The organism is Pseudomonas sp. DNDY-54 (assembly GCF_019880365.1).
Lineage (GTDB): Bacteria > Pseudomonadota > Gammaproteobacteria > Pseudomonadales > Pseudomonadaceae > Stutzerimonas > Stutzerimonas stutzeri_P.
The window spans coordinates 2,372,582-2,388,789 of the sequence record NZ_CP082271.1 but is presented as its reverse complement, the minus strand read 5'-3'; the positions used below and the strand labels follow the sequence as shown (position 1 = coordinate 2,388,789).

At 60.1% G+C, this 16,208-nt stretch carries 16 protein-coding genes and 1 pseudogene; 9 read left to right on the top strand and 8 right to left on the bottom strand.

Going from position 1 to position 16,208, the window contains the following annotated elements:
* The first annotated feature begins 103 nt into the window (after positions 1-103).
* From K4O48_RS11055 to K4O48_RS11035, 5 genes are all read left to right on the top strand, one after another.
* Positions 104-670 (top strand): TetR/AcrR family transcriptional regulator, encoded by a 567-nt coding sequence (locus tag K4O48_RS11055; protein ID WP_222908275.1) that lies wholly within the window; start codon positions 104-106, stop codon positions 668-670.
* 458 nt (positions 671-1,128) lie between these two features.
* Complete coding sequence (locus K4O48_RS11050) at positions 1,129-1,668, top strand: PaaI family thioesterase (RefSeq protein ID WP_222908274.1); 540 nt, start codon at positions 1,129-1,131, stop codon at positions 1,666-1,668.
* A gap of 116 nt (positions 1,669-1,784) precedes the next feature.
* Positions 1,785-3,077, top strand: coding sequence for a beta-ketoacyl-ACP synthase II (gene fabF / locus K4O48_RS11045; protein WP_222908273.1), 1,293 nt, complete (start codon positions 1,785-1,787; stop codon positions 3,075-3,077).
* A gap of 267 nt (positions 3,078-3,344) precedes the next feature.
* Positions 3,345-3,782 (top strand): DUF6152 family protein, encoded by a 438-nt coding sequence (locus K4O48_RS11040; RefSeq protein ID WP_260523612.1) that lies wholly within the window; start codon positions 3,345-3,347, stop codon positions 3,780-3,782.
* Between the two features lie 7 nt (positions 3,783-3,789).
* Positions 3,790-4,266, top strand: a complete 477-nt coding sequence (locus K4O48_RS11035) for a DUF2214 domain-containing protein (protein ID WP_222908272.1) — start codon at positions 3,790-3,792, stop codon at positions 4,264-4,266.
* A 203-nt stretch (positions 4,267-4,469) separates the two neighbouring features.
* Here the strand turns inward: K4O48_RS11035 and K4O48_RS11030 are convergent, their stop codons facing one another.
* A complete protein-coding gene (locus K4O48_RS11030) occupies positions 4,470-5,015 on the bottom strand; it encodes a DUF4256 domain-containing protein (protein WP_222908271.1) in 546 nt (181 codons plus the stop codon).
* 234 nt (positions 5,016-5,249) lie between these two features.
* Positions 5,250-6,464 (bottom strand): hypothetical protein, encoded by a 1,215-nt coding sequence (locus K4O48_RS11025; RefSeq protein ID WP_222908270.1) that lies wholly within the window; start codon positions 6,462-6,464, stop codon positions 5,250-5,252.
* Positions 6,465-7,526: 1,062 nt separating this feature from the next.
* On the opposite strand from K4O48_RS11025, the gene K4O48_RS11020 reads away from it, so the two are divergent.
* The gene (locus K4O48_RS11020; protein WP_222908269.1) at positions 7,527-8,369 is read left to right on the top strand and encodes an oxaloacetate decarboxylase; all 843 of its coding nucleotides are present in this window, start codon (positions 7,527-7,529) and stop codon (positions 8,367-8,369) included.
* A gap of 443 nt (positions 8,370-8,812) precedes the next feature.
* On the opposite strand, the gene K4O48_RS11015 is transcribed toward K4O48_RS11020, so the two are convergent.
* Together K4O48_RS11015 and wrbA are read right to left on the bottom strand one after the other, a co-directional pair.
* A complete protein-coding gene (locus tag K4O48_RS11015; protein WP_409518900.1) occupies positions 8,813-9,994 on the bottom strand; it encodes a CynX/NimT family MFS transporter in 1,182 nt (393 codons plus the stop codon).
* Positions 9,991-10,617 carry an NAD(P)H:quinone oxidoreductase gene (gene wrbA / locus K4O48_RS11010; protein WP_222908268.1) on the bottom strand — a complete coding sequence of 209 codons (627 nt, stop codon included), beginning with the start codon at positions 10,615-10,617 and terminating at the stop codon, positions 9,991-9,993. Before wrbA ends, K4O48_RS11015 begins: the two co-directional genes overlap by 4 nt.
* A 98-nt stretch (positions 10,618-10,715) precedes the next feature.
* On the opposite strand from wrbA, the gene K4O48_RS11005 reads away from it, so the two are divergent.
* Positions 10,716-11,633: a LysR family transcriptional regulator gene (locus K4O48_RS11005; protein WP_222908267.1), complete on the top strand. Its 918-nt coding sequence runs from the start codon at positions 10,716-10,718 to the stop codon at positions 11,631-11,633.
* A 93-nt stretch (positions 11,634-11,726) separates the two neighbouring features.
* Here the strand turns inward: K4O48_RS11005 and K4O48_RS11000 are convergent, their stop codons facing one another.
* Both K4O48_RS11000 and K4O48_RS10995 read right to left on the bottom strand, forming a co-directional pair.
* Positions 11,727-12,005 carry a hypothetical protein gene (locus tag K4O48_RS11000; protein ID WP_222908266.1) on the bottom strand — a complete coding sequence of 93 codons (279 nt, stop codon included), beginning with the start codon at positions 12,003-12,005 and terminating at the stop codon, positions 11,727-11,729.
* A gap of 190 nt (positions 12,006-12,195) precedes the next feature.
* The gene (locus K4O48_RS10995; RefSeq protein ID WP_222912070.1) at positions 12,196-13,065 is read right to left on the bottom strand and encodes a helix-turn-helix domain-containing protein; all 870 of its coding nucleotides are present in this window, start codon (positions 13,063-13,065) and stop codon (positions 12,196-12,198) included.
* A 318-nt stretch (positions 13,066-13,383) separates the two neighbouring features.
* On the opposite strand from K4O48_RS10995, the gene K4O48_RS10990 reads away from it, so the two are divergent.
* On the top strand, positions 13,384-14,148 hold the full coding sequence (locus K4O48_RS10990; protein WP_222908265.1) for an SDR family NAD(P)-dependent oxidoreductase: 765 nt from the start codon (positions 13,384-13,386) through the stop codon (positions 14,146-14,148).
* 92 nt (positions 14,149-14,240) lie between these two features.
* On the opposite strand, the gene K4O48_RS10985 is transcribed toward K4O48_RS10990, so the two are convergent.
* Positions 14,241-15,038: an alpha/beta fold hydrolase gene (locus K4O48_RS10985; protein WP_222908264.1), complete on the bottom strand. Its 798-nt coding sequence runs from the start codon at positions 15,036-15,038 to the stop codon at positions 14,241-14,243.
* Between the two features lie 208 nt (positions 15,039-15,246).
* Here K4O48_RS10985 and K4O48_RS10980 point away from each other — a divergent pair, with 208 nt between their 5' ends.
* Positions 15,247-16,071 carry an AraC family transcriptional regulator gene (locus tag K4O48_RS10980; protein ID WP_222908263.1) on the top strand — a complete coding sequence of 275 codons (825 nt, stop codon included), beginning with the start codon at positions 15,247-15,249 and terminating at the stop codon, positions 16,069-16,071.
* Positions 16,072-16,103: 32 nt separating this feature from the next.
* Here the strand turns inward: K4O48_RS10980 and K4O48_RS10975 are convergent.
* A pseudogene (locus K4O48_RS10975) lies at positions 16,104-16,205 on the bottom strand (lipid A biosynthesis lauroyl acyltransferase); the annotation flags it as partial.
* Between the last annotated feature and the right edge of the window lie 3 nt (positions 16,206-16,208).

The window sequence follows — 16,208 nt, the reverse complement described above, 5'->3', positions numbered from 1 at the left end:
CGGTACTCTGGGACATCACCTTGATGTGCGCTTGTGCGGCGGCTTGCCGAATCAGGTCAGAGGCGTAGCATGACGGGCAACATATGAATTACCGAGGCCGACCATGCGGTATTCCGAAGATCACAAGGCTCAGACTCGCCAGCGCATCGTTGAAGAGGCCGCGCGCCGCTTTCGTCGCGACGGTGTGAGCGCGACCAGCGTGCCGACGCTGATGAAGGCGTTGAACCTCACGCACGGTGGGTTCTATGCCCATTTCCAATCCAAGGATGACCTGGTGGAGGAAGCCCTGCGTCATTGCGCGATCGAGCTCGATGCGGTCACGCCCACCAGCCTGGGTGGCGACCAACCCTTGGAGACCTTCATAGGCCGTTACCTATCCAAGACCCATAGAGCCGAGCCGGCGAAGGGGTGCGTGTTTCCCACCATCTCTGCCGAGTTGGGCCGGCGGGGGCAGGCCAGCCCAGTCACCGACGAGGCGGTGAACCAACGGCTCGATCAGATCAGCGATCACATCGATGGCAACCAGGATGCGGCACTTATCCTCAGTGCCCTGGTTGGCGCGTTATTGCTGTCGCGCAGCGTGGTTGACCCGGGCTTGTCGGATCGCCTGCTCGATGAAACCCGCGCCAGCCTGCTTAGGCTCATCGACGCCGATCTGCCCGAAAACTAAACTCGCTTCGATAGCGGGAGTGCCACCTGAGCATGCGACAGGATCGGTCCGAGCGCTGCGCGTGCTGCCACCATTCGGTTCCACTTCTTGGCATCCGGTAATGAGGGGAAGGTAACGGACTCGCGCAACCGTGCAACCGTGCAACGCTGCGTCCTCCACCACTTCAATCTCCAGACCTCAATCACCCCATTGCGCTGGCAACTGCTCTGCCGGCCCTGCTGCGCTTCAATAGTTGATGCGCGTGATGCCAGGCGGCACGGCGTGCACCCGCACCACCAGGCGCCAGTTCTCACTGCACGACTTTTGACAGGCTGAGCCCATAACCCTTCGTTGCCGTCGTCGTTGCGGTGGCGCAGCCGATCCGTACGCGGCTCAGTCCTTTACATGATAGGCATCATATGTTTTATATGCTGGCCATAATCTAATGCGCTTATAACTGCCGACAGTAGAGGATCGTTATGAACTACGCAGACCGTGAAGCTCGGTTAGCCGCCTGGCTCGATACCGAAGAAGCCATGCGTGCCCGAATGGGACCTGTCGGCACCGTGCCGCGGAGCAAGGCGCTGGGGATGGCCCCGCTGGATTTCTTCGATGCGATCGGCCGGGGTGAACTGCCGCGCCCGCCCATGGGCGACCTGCTGGATTTTGTACCGGTGGAGTGGGCGCCAGGCTACTTCGTCTTTCAGGGCACACCTGATGACCGCCACTACAACCCGCTGGGAAGCGTACACGGCGGGTATGCCGCGACGTTGCTCGACTCCTGCATGGGATGTGCCGTGCATACCCGATTGGAAGCGGGGCAGGGCTACACGACGACAGATCTGCGCACTACCTACATCCGCGCGCTGCGTGCCGGCGTCGGACCGGTGCGTGCAGAGGGGCGGGTCGTGCATGTCGGACGCTCGACTGCGGTGGCCGAGGGTCGGCTGTACGACGTGGACGATCGACTCTATGCCATCGGCTCGACTAGCTGCTTGATTCTTGGGGCCGGCGCGTGAGGTTAACCGCTCGCGGCGCTGATGGAACGTTAGTGCTTACGAACACGTAAGCACCCTCAAGGCCGCGAGACGGGGCCTCTGACCGTGTCTCGGTCATCAAAGAGACGAGGTTTGATATGAGTGTTAGGAATGCTGTCCGTGTCGTCGTCACGGGAACTGGGCTTGTAGGCCCGCTGGGCTGTGGGACGCAAGCCGCGTGGTCTCGTCTGTTGGCTGGCCAATCGGGTATTCGGGCACTGCCTGAGGATCTGTCAGAGGGAACCGGGTGCAGCATCGCAGGGCGCGTGCCAAGCGTGGCGGAGGATAGCGAGGCGGGCTATGACCCGGACCGCTACATCGCTGCAAAGGACCGCAAGAAGATGGATCGTTTCATCGAGTTCGCCCTGGTCGCGGCGCAGGAGGCGCTTGGGCAAGCAGGCTGGCATCCGGCCGATGAGGCGGGGCAGCAGCGAACCGCGACCATCATCGCCTCGGGCGTCGGTGGGTTCGATGCCATCGCCGAGGCCGTGCGCACCACCGACAATCGGGGACCACGCCGGCTTTCGCCGTTCACGGCGCCGTCGTTTCTAGCCAACATGGCAGCCGGGCACATCTCCATACAGCATGGTTTCAAGGGTCCGCTCGGCGCGCCTGTAACGGCCTGCGCCGCGGGCGTGCAAGCGATTGGTGATGCGGCCCGACTGATTCGGAGTGGTGAAGCGGACATCGCCATCTGCGGCGGGACCGAGGCAGCGATTCACCGTGTCACCTTGGGGAGTTTTGCGGCGGCACGTGCACTTTCAACAGGATTTAATGACTGGCCGCAGCAGGCGTCTCGTCCGTTCGACCGTGACCGGGAGGGCTTCGTCATGGCCGAGGGCGCGGGCCTGCTGGTTATCGAATCGCTCGAGCACGCGCTAGCTCGCGGCGCGCAACCTTTGGCCGAGCTGGTCGGCTACGGTACGAGTGCCGATGCCTATCACCTGACAGCCGGCCCTGCCGATGGAAACGGTGCGCGACGGGCGATGGAGCAGGCGCTCAAGCAGGGTGGCGTTTCCTCCCATGAGATCCAACACATCAACGCCCATGCGACCTCCACTCAGGTTGGCGACCGCGGCGAACTGGCAGCCATCCGCTCGTTGTTCGGGGCGGGTTCAGGTGTCGCCATCACCTCGACCAAGTCCAGTACCGGCCACCTGTTGGGCGCTGCCGGCGGTCTCGAAGCCATCTTTACTGTTCTGGCGTTACGCGACCAGATCGTGCCGCCGACGCTGAACCTGGATAACCCCGACGAGGCAGCGGAAGGACTCGATCTGGTGGCCCTGAGCGCGCGGAAGATGCCGATCGAGTACGCCCTGTCGAATGGGTTCGGATTCGGCGGCGTCAATGCCAGCGTGCTGTTCAGGCGCTGGGATCCCAGTCGCGGATAGCGTTTGCCTGTAAGCGGAAGGGCGCTGCTACTTCATTGAGCCGTTCGCAACAGCAACGACCTACCGCACTCGCCGAACCGAGTACGGCTAGCGTCTGCTCGTGGCTTATCGCTGGCCCGGCGGCTGGCTGCTTTGGCTGAGGCGGAAGGTCGAAGTAGCTGCTACACATTATTAGGGGCGGTAGGCACTGCGTCTGTTGTGATTAAAAACGGAGAGCTGCATTCGATGTGTCGAACCCTCAATCATTACTCGCTGAGGAGCATGATTATGTCGATTTCACGCGAAAGCCGAACAGCCGCCCGAGCGATCGTTATCACGGAGCGCGATGCTGCGCGTCGTATGGTCTTAACACTTTGCGTCACCGCTATCGCGCTGTTTGCAGCGCAGACCTTCGCTCACCACGGCTGGGCCTGGGCGGAGGAAGAGCAATCAGAGCTAAAGGGCACAATTGACGAAATCTCGATGGCACCCCCTCATCCGGCCTTGCGTGTAAAGGCCGAGGACGGCCGTATATGGCAAGTAGATCTGGGAAACCCAAACCAGACGAAGCGTTCAGGTTTCGCCGGTGATACCGCCAAGGTCGGGGATGACATCACCGTACTCGGCAACCGCACCAAAGAGCCGAACGAAGCGCATATGAAAGCCGTGCGCATTACGGTCGGCGGCAAGCAGTACGACATGTATCCGGAGCGCATCGAGGAATGACGAGAGGGTGAAGACTCATTTCCTGCAGTCGATTGCCGGCTGGCCAGGTGCCGTCTTCCTGCAGGAACACTGGATAGCCTATCTCGTCGTCAACGCAACTCACATCCTTGGCGTAGGGCTATTGCTTGGCTCGATCCTGCCGCTCGATCTGCTTCTTATGCGCTCATTACATCGGCGGGACCTGCCAGTCCTTGGCCCCTTTCTCGTACGCACAGCGGCAGCGGGCGCCACACTCGCAGTGGTCACGGGGCTTTGGTTGTTCTCAGTCAAGCCGGTGGAGTATGCAGCGAATCCAGCCTTTCTCTGCAAAACCGCACTGCTAGTGCTGGCAATCGGCAACATCGCACTCCAGCATCGCGGCGAACGTTTTGATACCGCTATCGAAGCCGGCCAGCCCACTTCACGAGTTCGCATCCTGGCCGCCGCATCTGCCGTTCTTTGGCTTTCGATCCTCATCGCGGGTCGCTGGATTGGTTTTGCTTGAACATGGGTCATTCGAGGCAGCGCATAGACAGTCGTGACATGGGAGGCGAACGCGGTCGATTTGAGGTGTGCCCTAACGGCTAGGACCAACGGTTTGCGGCTTCAACGCGAGCGACGGGCGAGTTGAATTAGCAGCCGTAGCATCCACCGCCGCGTTAGCAGGTTCCCATTGAACCTGGGCGGTCTTGCGCGGGCCTGCCACCATCAAACCCGCAGCAGTCCGCGAAACCCCCTGGCTGCGTAGTACGACTGTGCGCCGTTGTGGTAGATGAACACGGCACCATAGCGGCGATCACAGAACAGCGCGCCGCCGAGGGTGCGGATGTCCGCAGGGGTCAGCACCCAACTCGACGTCTTGACGTCGAACTCGCCGGATGACTGCAGGGCGCGATAGTGCTGTTCGCCCATCAACTCGATGCCCATATCCGCTGCCGCCTCGACGGCGCTGCCCTTAGGCTTGTTCGCCTTGCGCTCATCCAGCGCCGCTCGGTCGTAACACAGGCTTCTTCGGCCGATTGGGCTTTCTTTCGAGCAATCGCAAAATGTGATCAGGCCGTCCTCCGAGCCGAGGACGACAACGTCCGGCTCTCCGCCGGTCGTCTCCATCAAATGGAGCGAGCGCAGTACGTCAGCCCTGCCTTCGATCCGTGATTCGATCTCAGCCCACGATAGATGCGGGTGGCGGTGTGTGTAGTTGTCAAAGCGCTCTTTCAAAATCCGGAGCAGCTCGTCTCGCTCTTTTGTTTTCATGTCGGTGCATTGGCTAATAGAAGTTAAGCGCTCGCATGACAATAGCGGTAGATGAACGAAGGAGTTTCGCTCATCGCCGGTTCGCTATTACCCGCTGTGTTCGTTACGCCAACATCGTTGGTCGGCATGTTCGGCCGTGCCGAAACGACATCGGCTAATTGGGCGCCGGCGAAGACAGAAACCACGTCTGTAAGGGCTGGCCCTCAGTGGTCGCGGGCCGTAGCGCCGGACTCGTTAACGCTGGGTTAACCCAGCCCAGTTGCCTGTACCGCTTTGAGCAATGGTGGCGGCATCGTTTGAGCCAAACTGACCGGTTTCAGCAGAGTTGCCTGCACCTACCTGTGTGATCACACCCCTGTTGATTGAACCAAGCTGGGTAGCGTTGATCAGATTGCTTTCTCCATCCTGAGCCAGCTCCAACACGTGGCCTGAGCCCATTTGATGGGCGAGGATGTCGTTGCCGTGCCCCATTACGTCTGCTGTCACTACCATGCTGGAGCCCGTTTGCAGGTACGTAGTGACGTTGCCTTCGCCTTGTTGATCGATGTCCGCTGCCACATCGTCGCCTGCTTGGGCTCCACTGATCGTGTTGTCATTGCCCGATTGCAGAGAGGCGCTGGTGAGCCGGCTGCCTGATTGGGTGACCAACATGGAATTGTGGGCTCCGCGCTGCTCACCCGTCGCCTGCATATTCGAGCCGGATTGCGTGAGCATGACCGTATTGCGCTCGCCAAATGCCTCTGTGTTTGCGTTTAACTCGCTACCGTTCTGGGTGATCGATACAACGTTGCCATTACCAAAAGCTTCGCTAGTGGCACTGGATTGATACCCGTTAAATTGCCAAATGGTTGTTTGGTTGGCTTCGCCGTCTTGCCATATATAGACCTCTACATTGGCGCTCAAGGTCTGACCTATGGATGCATAGTTGGAGTCGCCATGTTGTTGTATAGCCCCCTGTGCATCACTGCTGATTAGCTGGACGCTGTAGACATCATTATCCGACCCGACTTGTAGGCCGTATGTGGCCGAATCGAGAACGTCCGACTGCGTTCCAGCGGCATAGTTGGCGTCACCGTGCTGGCCAAAAGAGATAGTGCTTCCGGACGTCCCGTCTCTCTGAAAAGCGCCAGTCTGATTATCAGAGCCAACGGCTTGATACTGGAGGATCAGGTTATCCGCGCCCTCGGACTGTCTGGCAACAGCCAGATTTGATGCTGCACTTTGCGATTGGGTGATGGCGTTGTTCGATCCATTGTCCTGAATCGCTTCAGCCTCGTTAGCAGTGCCGTTCTGAAACTGCCTGACCTCATTACCCACACCGCCCATTTGCGTAGCTGCCGCTGTAAGGCGGGTTCCGCTTTGTTCGATGAGCACAAGGTTCTCTTCGGCGTAGGCTTGGGGCGATATCGCAGCGGCAACGACTAGTGCCAAGGGCTTCAGGGTACGCATGGTGGATCTCCTACGAGGAAGTTCCGGCTTTTGATCGCTCCTGACGAATCACGACCGTACTGCTCTTGACGTTTAGAGCAGGGGCGTGGGCTGCTGACGAGGCACGGTTATCGCTTGCGCTGAATAAGCAATAGGAGCCGCCTTCGACAGGCTCGCTAACCCCAGCGCTGTGTCCATGCTAACGGCACTTTCGCGCGCATCTCGTTCTTGCCCAAACGATGTCGCGTCATAGTGAACCGCGTTCTACCGAGCGGTATCGGCCATTCGATTGAAATGACTTCAGTTGTTTTATCTGATGCGCAACGCGATCTAAATGACCAGGTATTGCCGAAGTAATGCCCTGTATCCAGTCGGCTACGCCGTACTCATGCAGACCTTCACCCGAGCCCGCCAGGATTCACGGCGGCTCAGCGACACATGCGTGACTGCCCGAATACGAGCATTGGCCGACTTGAAACATTAGCCCCAGTTAAGGGAATCACGCAGCCGTAGCCTTGTTTCGCTGAGGGTGTTCCCGGCCGCCACGCGTTGGATCTTCATCGGCGTTCGGCATCGCCTCGTGCGTTCGCGCGAGAGGCTCAACCAAGCACAGCCAGTTCCGCCGTGGTCCGCATTTTGGCCGCTGACACATCGTCGTTATCCACAGAATCTGTGGATAAGCAGTTGGATAACAGGCGTGATGGCATCTTGGCCTCACGGCGCGCGGGGGCTAGAGTCGACTGGTTGAATTTCAGTCAGCCCATCGTCTTCACTCGACACCCCACAGCAGGAACCTTGCTGGGCGAATAAACGGTTCTCGCCTCGGATGGCAGTTTCGTAAGGCCGTAAGGCGCACCGTCAATGGGAGTGGAAAGAACCTTGCCCGGCGTATCCTGCAGGTGCTGCCCCTAGGAAAGGAGGGTAGTAGATGCCTTTCCCGGTGCCCTTCAGCGCTCAGCAGGTATCTCGATTAATCACTGTGTATGGCACTGGGATGGAGTTTTGACGACGTCCCGCATCCCGTGGATGCCATCATGAGCCCGTGTTCCCTGACCGAAACTGCATGGCAAGAAAGGTGGATCTATGATCGGTTCGACTGTTTCGCAAAAGCGCGACATGTTTAGAAAGCTGCATGACTCCGGATGCTTCGTGCTACCCAATCCCTGGGATGCTGGCAGTGCACAGCTGCTTGCGAGCATGGGGTTCCGGGCATTGGCAACGACGAGCTCTGGCCATGCTTGGTCCTGCGCAAAGCCTGACGGCGCTATGAAGCGCGATGCGGTTCTGGAACATATACGGAGCATAGTCCAGGCCACACTTTTGCCAATCAATGCGGACTTTGAAAGCGGATTTGGGGAAACACCAGGCGACGTTTTTGAAAGCGTGCAGCTTGCCGTTGCAACCGGGGTTGCCGGGTTGTCTGTCGAGGACTCTACGGGCAATGCGCAAGCGCCCGTTCGGGGTATCGAAGAAGCGGCTGAGCGTATCCGTGCAGCACGTGCCGCAATCGATGCGAATGGCTCCAACACACTTTTGGTCGCTCGTGCCGAAAACTTCTTTGTTGGTCGCCCGGATCTGCCAGATACGGTCAAGCGTCTGCAAGCCTATGCCGAAGCAGGCGCCGACTGTCTGTATGCGCCAGGGATCCGAACGCGTGACGAGATCGCGACAGTCGTTTCATCCGTCGCACCAAAACCGGTCAATGTACTGATCGGCTGGAACAGTGACCTAACGGTAGAAGAACTTTCGGAGATGGGCGTGAGGCGCGTCAGCGTTGGCGGGGCCCTGGCGAGGGCCGCGTGGAATGGCTTCCATCGCGCAGCTCATGCCTTGGCTGATGGCAGGTTCGATGCCTTTCCAGACTCGCCAACCGGCGCTGAACTCAATGCGATTTTCGCTACTGCTGGTCCGATGGATGCGCGATGACATTCGAAGAGGGGGGCGGTAGGAGCCGGAGCGATAGCAGAAAGCTCGAGCTCAGCGAACCGCAATGGAGTGTCGTCGCTGACGAGGCGATCATCTGGTAATGCCTGGTAAGAATCGCTACGCGTCAGCTCAAACCAGCCTCGCCGGGATCGGTGCTTGCCTTTGCACAGTCTTTCCTGAGGGTCGACTGTAGGCGGGTGTGTTCTCCCGCGAAAATTTTCAAAAAAAACCGCGCCAAGCAGCGCGGGGAAGTGATCGGCCGGTTTGGAGAGAGAAGACCGATCGCTTCCTATGATAGGGCAGTGGATGGCATAGCCGCCGCGTAACGGCGTGAACCGCATCACAAACCGCACGCGTCACCGCTACCGATGGCGCGTCGACAACGTCCGCCGTCGATCGCTCTTTGTTCCGACATCATCGTCTCATCATCCGGGACCAGTGACTTATTGCCGAAAGGACGGACGTAGACGCGCGGCGATGAAGCAGGTCGCGGTGGCGGAGATGAGTACCACCGCGCCGGCGGCACTCCAGCCATACGCTGCGGTGGCGCTACCAACGGCTACCGGGCCAACCAGTTGGCCGAGATTACTGCCCTGCATGATCAAACCGACAGCAATCGGTACGAGCGAGGCGTGAGGCGCTAGCAGCGGGGCGGATGCCAGTAACGTGGCTGGGATAAGCCCACCGATGGCCGAGAACAGAAGGCATAGCAGGAATGTAGGCATCGCTGGAAACAAGCCGAGAAAGATGCCGATCCCCGACAACCCCATCAAGCAACTTGCGACCGCAATGAGTAAGGTGCGACCCGCACCGTGCGCCATCAAGTGGCCCGCTGCGAGGTTGCCGCTGACGTTAATGACGCTGGCCAGGGCAGCCAAGAGACCAGCGGTCTGATAAGTGACGTTCATGCGCTCCATCAACAAGACGGGGAGAAAACTGAAAAGCGCAAAAAACATCAGGCTGTAAAGCGCGAAGCAACATGCCAAGAGAACGGTGCCTTTCGAGGAGAGCAGCTGGCGAATGCCGCCAATCATGCTTCTCAGCGCAAGGCCAGCGTGCGAGCCGCCTTCGGGAACACAGTAGAGTGTCGTTACGGCTGCCATCGCGGCAAGCGCCGAGCTTGCCCACCAGAACGACGCCCACGTCTGGAAAAAAGGCCCAACCAGCATCGCAATGGCCATCCCACACGGCATGAAGCAGCTCCATAGCGAGAACGCCATGTCTCGTTGAGCGCCTGTGGTTAGCCGCTGCAGCAGTGCGGGTCCTGCCACGATAGTCAGTAGAAAGCCGAGCCCCTCCACCAGCCGTGATGCCAGCAAGACAGAATAGGCGTCGGTTAGTGCACCAACCGCGCCGGCGATCGCCATGGTCAAGAGTCCCACGAGCAGCGATCGCCGGTCCCCGACAGCGGCCACCAAGGCACCGGCCGGCGCACCGCCTACCACCCCCAGTACGGCGAATATGCCAGTAAGCCATCCGGCTTGGCCAAGGCTCAGGGCCAGATCTGCCTGGAGCAATGGGGTCGCGATAGCCGCTTTACCGACATGCAGGGCCGCAACGACGCCACAACCCAGGACCATCCAGACCAGCGAAGTGGGCCGCGCCTGGTGAACCGCGGTGTTCACTGCGGCACGCCCACCGGCGACGCGGCAAGCGCTGCGGCGACGTGCGCAACGTGCCAGCCCTGGAAGCGGGCACCCTCCAGCTCATTGTCGCTCGGCTGACGATCGCCACCGCTGCCGTCGTCCGCCAGGGTCGAGGCGCCGTACGGGGAGCCACCGGTGATTGCATCCATCCGTAGTTGCCCTTTGAAGCTATACGGCAGCCCTACGATGACCATCCCGAGATGAAGCAGCACGGTATGAGTCGCCAGGATCGTGCTCTCTTGTCCACCATGTTGACTTCCGGTCGACGTAAAGACACTACCGACTTTGCCGACGAGTTTGTCCTCGAACCACAACCCGCCGCACTGGTCGAGGAAGTTCTTTACCTGTGAGGCCATATTGCCGAAGCGTGTGGGCGTGCCGATGACGATAGCGTCGTATTCAGGCAACTCCGCCACGGTCGCGATGTGTGCGGGTTGATTCAGCTTGTAGCCAGCCTTCTCTGCGACCGACTCCGGAACGAGTTCGGGTACGCGCTTCACGACGGCCAAGGCCCCTGCCCGACGTACGCCGTCGGCCACTGCCTGTGCCAGCGTTTCGATGTGGCCGTAAGAGGAGTAATAAAGCACCAGTACTTTAGTCATGGTTCACCTCGCTAAGCTTGGGACGGGTCAAGCCTATCCATTCCAAATGTTCAGCAGGAGTGATAAAAAATCGAAGAACTCGATCGAAGGAACAGATCATGTTGGATGGAATGACGCTTGATCAGATCAGGACCTTCGTCGCAGTGGCGGACAGCGGAAGTTTCCGTTCGGGTGCAAGTCGGTTGCTTCGGGTTCAATCGGCGGTTAGCCACGCCATCGCTAACCTGGAGTCTGAGCTTGGCCTGGCGCTGTTCGACCGTACCGGGTACCGCCCGGTCTTGACGCCGGAGGGGCAGGCATTGCTGGCCAATGCCCGTGATCTTCTGCTGAGAGCAGATGCCATGCGGGCACGCGCCCGAGCACTCGGCGGGGGCGTTGAGCTGGAATTGGCGCTTGTCGTGGATACGCTTTACCCGATCGCCGAGGTGGGGGAGGCCTTGGCGAAGGTGAGGGCTGAGTTTCCTTCGACCACGTTTCGCCTGGAGTCCCAGCCGCTGGGAGGACCTCTGGCGGCGCTTGAAGAAAAGCGCTGCACCTTGGCTGTGATTGTGGGTGAGGATTTCCGAAACCCTAGAATTGCACTCGAAGCGATTGGCGCGGTTCAGCAAATCGCCGTGGTGCAGGCCGACCATCCCCTTGCCAAGTCGGCCGGTAGTGCCTCGCTCGGGCTGCCGGAGCTTGCTGACCATCTGCAGATCGTACTGACCGATCCCAGTCGGCTGTCCGAAGGCCGAACGTTTGGCGTCCTCTCGCCGCATACCTGTCGAGTCAACACGCAGGAGGCGAAGTTTGCCCTCATTCGGGCAGGCCTCGGATGGGGACGTCTGCCCGCATGGCTGGTGCAGGACGATCTTCACGCAGGCCGTGTGGTTCGTCTTGGCGTAGCGGACCTAGGCCGAGGCGGCTTGGTGAATTACGAAGCCTATCTGGCGCACCGCTTGGATGAGCCCCTTGGGCCGGTGGCTCAAGCGCTGCGCCGAGCCTTGACTGAGCAGACGCGTGAAGACGTTCCTTGAAAGGTTGGCGAGCCCGCGCTGCAGTGGGCTCGTCCTACTGCTGCTTTGGGGTCGGCATCCGGTGTCATAACGCGGGATGCACGTGGCAGTGCATCACAGCTCGAACACGTACCCGCATAAAGCAATCACAAGCGCGCATCCGGACAGAATCAACAGGCGTCTCGACGACAACAGCCGCGTCAGGACGGCAGTATTTTCGCGGCGCAGGATTCGGACCTCGCCTGCGCATTCAGGATGCAGGTCATTGATGAATGCTCTGTCGGTGAGCAACAAGTGCCTGGCCTGTTCAGCCTCCGCAGCGTGCGGACAGACTATGGAATAGACAGGCTGACCCTCGGGGCTCAGGCCGTTGGTCAGCACGACAGAATCCACACCATGGCGCCTGAGCGCCGAGTTGAGGTATTCGGCTTGATGAGCGTGGATCGTGTTGAACAGGTAGAACAGGGGAAAGACCGAGAGAAATTGGGTGGGAGGCGTTTTTAGGCCAGTTTGCCATCGTGGTCACTTCCGATCCGGTAGTGCTCGCGTTTTGCGTGAACGCGCGACGCCTGCTGACCAGCGCTCAGGCCTGGCGATATGCACTGGGTGTGATACCCATTTCGCGACGAAACACCTGGGAAAAATGGCTCGGGCTCGAGTACCCAACGTCCAGCCCAATGTCGATGACGCTGCGATCCGTCTCGAGCAATAGATCCCGAGCGCGGCGCATGCGCAGGCGAATGAAGTACTGAGACGGTGAAAGCCCAGTGGCGCGCTTGAACATCCGGCTGAAGTGGTAAGTGCTAAGGCCTGCAATCTGGGCCAGGTGGTGCAGATTGAAATCATCTGTCAGCTGATCATTCATCGCACCGACGACCCGACGCAACTTATAGGCTTGCAGCGCGTTACTGCGTCGGACGCGGCTGTGCGGGTCGCGGTACCGACGCACCAGGTGCACCGCCAGCGCCTGCGCCAGACCATGTATGAACAACTGGCTGGGCTGATGCTTGTCGATCAGTTCGATGCGTAGCTGATCGAGCAGGAAGCTCACGCGTTCATCCCGAGCGCCGGACACATCGAGGAGTGACACCGGGGCGGCGCGTTCGCCAAACAGTTCGCGCACGGCCTGATCGATCAACGGCAAGCCGAGGTACAGGTGCATCACTTCGAAGGTATCGCAGCCTTGCGTCTGCCAACGCATCTCGTAAGGCGTGTCCGTATGGGTGAGAAAAAAGTCGCCGGACTGAACGCTGGCGACTTCCCACTCTCCACCAGGCGTGCGTTCCTCGACCCGCGCGGCGCCCGACAGGACCAACACCAGCAGCGGTTCCACAACAGCGGGCACGAGTATCGGCTCGATGACGGAATGATGGGTGTACAGCTGTATCACTACGTCCTGCCATTCCGGGCGCGCCGGCATGACCCGTGATTCGCTCGGAAGGTAACGCAACATTGAGTCAGCGGTGATGCGCTGGACGTCGATTGTGGGCTGGCGTTGAGTGGTGGGGACGGTCAAGGGGGACTCCATTGCGAAAGTCTTGCTTGGGCTGCGGTCGCTAGCGTAGCGCACCCGCAGAACACGATTGTCCGGCGTTCAGGCTGACTGCCGGAGCAGCGCCGCGCTCAGGTTGGCGCAAAACTCCGACAGCCTCGGCAAAAGCACCAAGGCGTCACACCTGATCCTGCGCGAAAGTGAAGGTGTCGATAGTGACAGCGCCTGATGCGCGCCGAGCGGCGAACACCTCGCTAGCTCGCAGAGGAGGAGAGCACCATGACTGATTTCACTTATCAAATTCCGCAAGAAGTCGAAGGCAAGGTCGCATTGGTGACCGGCGCGGCCAGTGGCATCGGCAAGGCCATTGCCCTGTTGCTGCACGCCAGTGGCGCCAAGGTGGTTGCCGAAGATCTGGATCCATCCGTCGAGACGCTGGGTCGGCCTGGATTGGTGCCGCTGGTCGCAGACATTACAGACGATGGCGCCGCCGAGCGCGCGGTCGGCATGGCTGTAGAAGCCTTCGGCCGGCTGGACATACTCGTCAATAACGCTGGGATTATCATCAACAAGCCCGTGGTCGAGATGACCCGCGAAGACTGGGAGCGCATCCAGGCGGTGAATGTCACGGCGGCGTTTCTGCATTGCCGCGAAGCGATCAAAGCAATGACGCCCAACAAGTCAGGCGCCATCGTCAACATCGCTTCATACGCGTCGTACTTTGCATTTCCGACCATCGCTGCCTATGCCGCGTCAAAAGGTGCGCTGGCGCAGTTGACCCGCACGCTGGCACTCGAAGCCATTGAGCATGGCATCCGCGTGAATGCCATTGGTGTCGGTGACGTGGTTACCAACATCCTCAATGATGTCGTCGATGATGGCCCCGGCTTTCTGGCCCAACACGGCCAGGCTGCACCTATCGGCCGCGCCGCGCAGCCAGAGGAAATTGCCGAGATCGTCGCCTTTCTTGCCTCTGGTCGTGCGAGCTTTATCGTTGGCTCCGTCGTCATGGCCGACGGCGGCATGACGGTCACGGCGGGTTAAGGTATCGCTGTACGCTCGGTAGAGGCCAAACGACAACGCAAAGCGCCGGCCGATGAGTCATTGCTCATCGGCCGGCGTTTGGTGGTTGATTGTTATCTGGCCGTGGCCTCAGCCGCTTCGGTTATCAGGGCGGCGACCTCGTCGGGGTAGGAGGTCATGACGACGTGGGAGGCGCCGGGAATAGTTAAGGTTTTCTTCGAGCCGGCGCGGTCAGCCATGAACTTCAGCGCGGCTTCCGGAATATTCTTGTCACCCGAGCCATAGACGAACCAGGACGGTACATGGTCCCAGGCGGTGTTCCGGCTTTCCTCGTTCAAGGCTGCTGCGGTGATCGGGCGTTGGGTGGCGGCCATGAGTGCTGCTTCGGCTGGAGCGACATCAGAGGCGAACTGCTCGGCGAATTTGTCTTGCTGGATGTAGAGGTCCTGATTGCCGTCGCTCAGCTGCAGCGGTTCGGCCAGCGTTGGGCCCAATGTCCCGCCCGGAAACTTGCCCGCCAGTGCCGCGGCGCTTTCACCGGCTGCCGGTGCGAAGGCGGCAACGTAGACCAACGCCTTCACTTTATCGCTGCCGTTTACGGCGTTGGTTATGACGCTGCCACCGTAGGAGTGACCAACCAGGACGATAGGGCCGGAGGTCCGCTCGATGAGCGTCGAGACATACTTCGCATCGTGTGCCACGCCCCGCAGTGGATTTGCGGCAGCGATGACCGGATAGCCCTGGTCCATCAAGCGAGAGGCCACACCGCTCCAGCTCGACGATTCGGCAAAAGCTCCGTGCACGAGAATGACAGTAGGCTTGTTAGCGGCGAAGCTGGTGACACTGCCCAGAGCCGACGTGGCGAGTAGGGCGGCGGCGAGGGTTTTGCGGGTTTTGGCTGCAGTGGTCATGACGTTGTTCTACCTTTCGATGAGGTTGCTCGGTTCGGGTATCAGTCGCTGGCTTTGCTCAGCGGACCGGGGCACCAGCATTTGAAGCGGCTCAGAACTTCGAGAGCGCCATGCGTCAGGTGCAGGCACATAATGGGCAGGCGGGACGTCGCGTAGGGATCGAATCGTCTGTAATAAGCAACTGATCGTCTAATCGAGGCTGACACCCATGGATCGTTTATCAAGCCTGCTGACCCACTTCGGCATGCATGCGGGGCTCTATCACAGCGGAGATCTCTGCGGCGTGGCCGCCTTCGAAACGGCTGACAGGGTGGGCTACATCCATGTCCTGCAAGAAGGCACCATGACGTTGCGCCTGGCTGATAATTCCGACGTGCATCTGACCGAGCCGACCGTGATGGTTTTTCCTCGTCCGTATCGTCACCGCATGATTGCGAAGGAGTCAGAGGGCGCGCGGCTGGTTTGCGCCACGTTGCGTTTCGATGGCGGCGCGAACAATCCGCTTGCTGCGGCGCTACCCGATGTGTTGCTGCTACCGGTCGCACAAGCGCCGATTCTGGACGGCGCATTGGTCTGGCTGTTCGAGGAGGCATTCGCCAGTTACTGCGGACGCGAAGCGGTGATGGGCCGCCTGTTCGAGCTGCTGATCGTGCAGATGTTGCGTCATCTCATGTCCAGCCAGACGATGACGTCCGGGATGATGGCCGGCCTTGCGGACTTGCGCCTGGCACGAGCGATCACGCTCATGCATGCCGAGCCGGAGCGTGCATGGTCGGTAGCCGAACTTGCTGCTGAGTCGAACATGTCCCGTGCCAGCTTTGCCGCCAGCTTCCGCGAGGTGGTAGGGCAAACGCCTGCGGATTACCTCACCAGTTGGCGCATCAGCCTGGCGCAGAAGCGCTTGCGCGAGGGCCGACCGATTGCGCTGATTGCCGACGAAGTCGGCTACGAGAGCCCGTCAGCGCTGGCCCGCGCGTTTCGTCGCAAGACCGGCGCCAGTCCACGGGAATGGCAGGCCGCAGCGAGCGCCTAGCTGAACTCCGGCCATCGAACGACACGCAGAGATAACACCTTAGCCCGCCCCAGGCGCGAAAATTTGGTGGTAGCAGTCACGGTTGCCACCGGAATGCCGAACCAGGGTACAAACAGGCTCTGCTTGCGGCCGTAAGT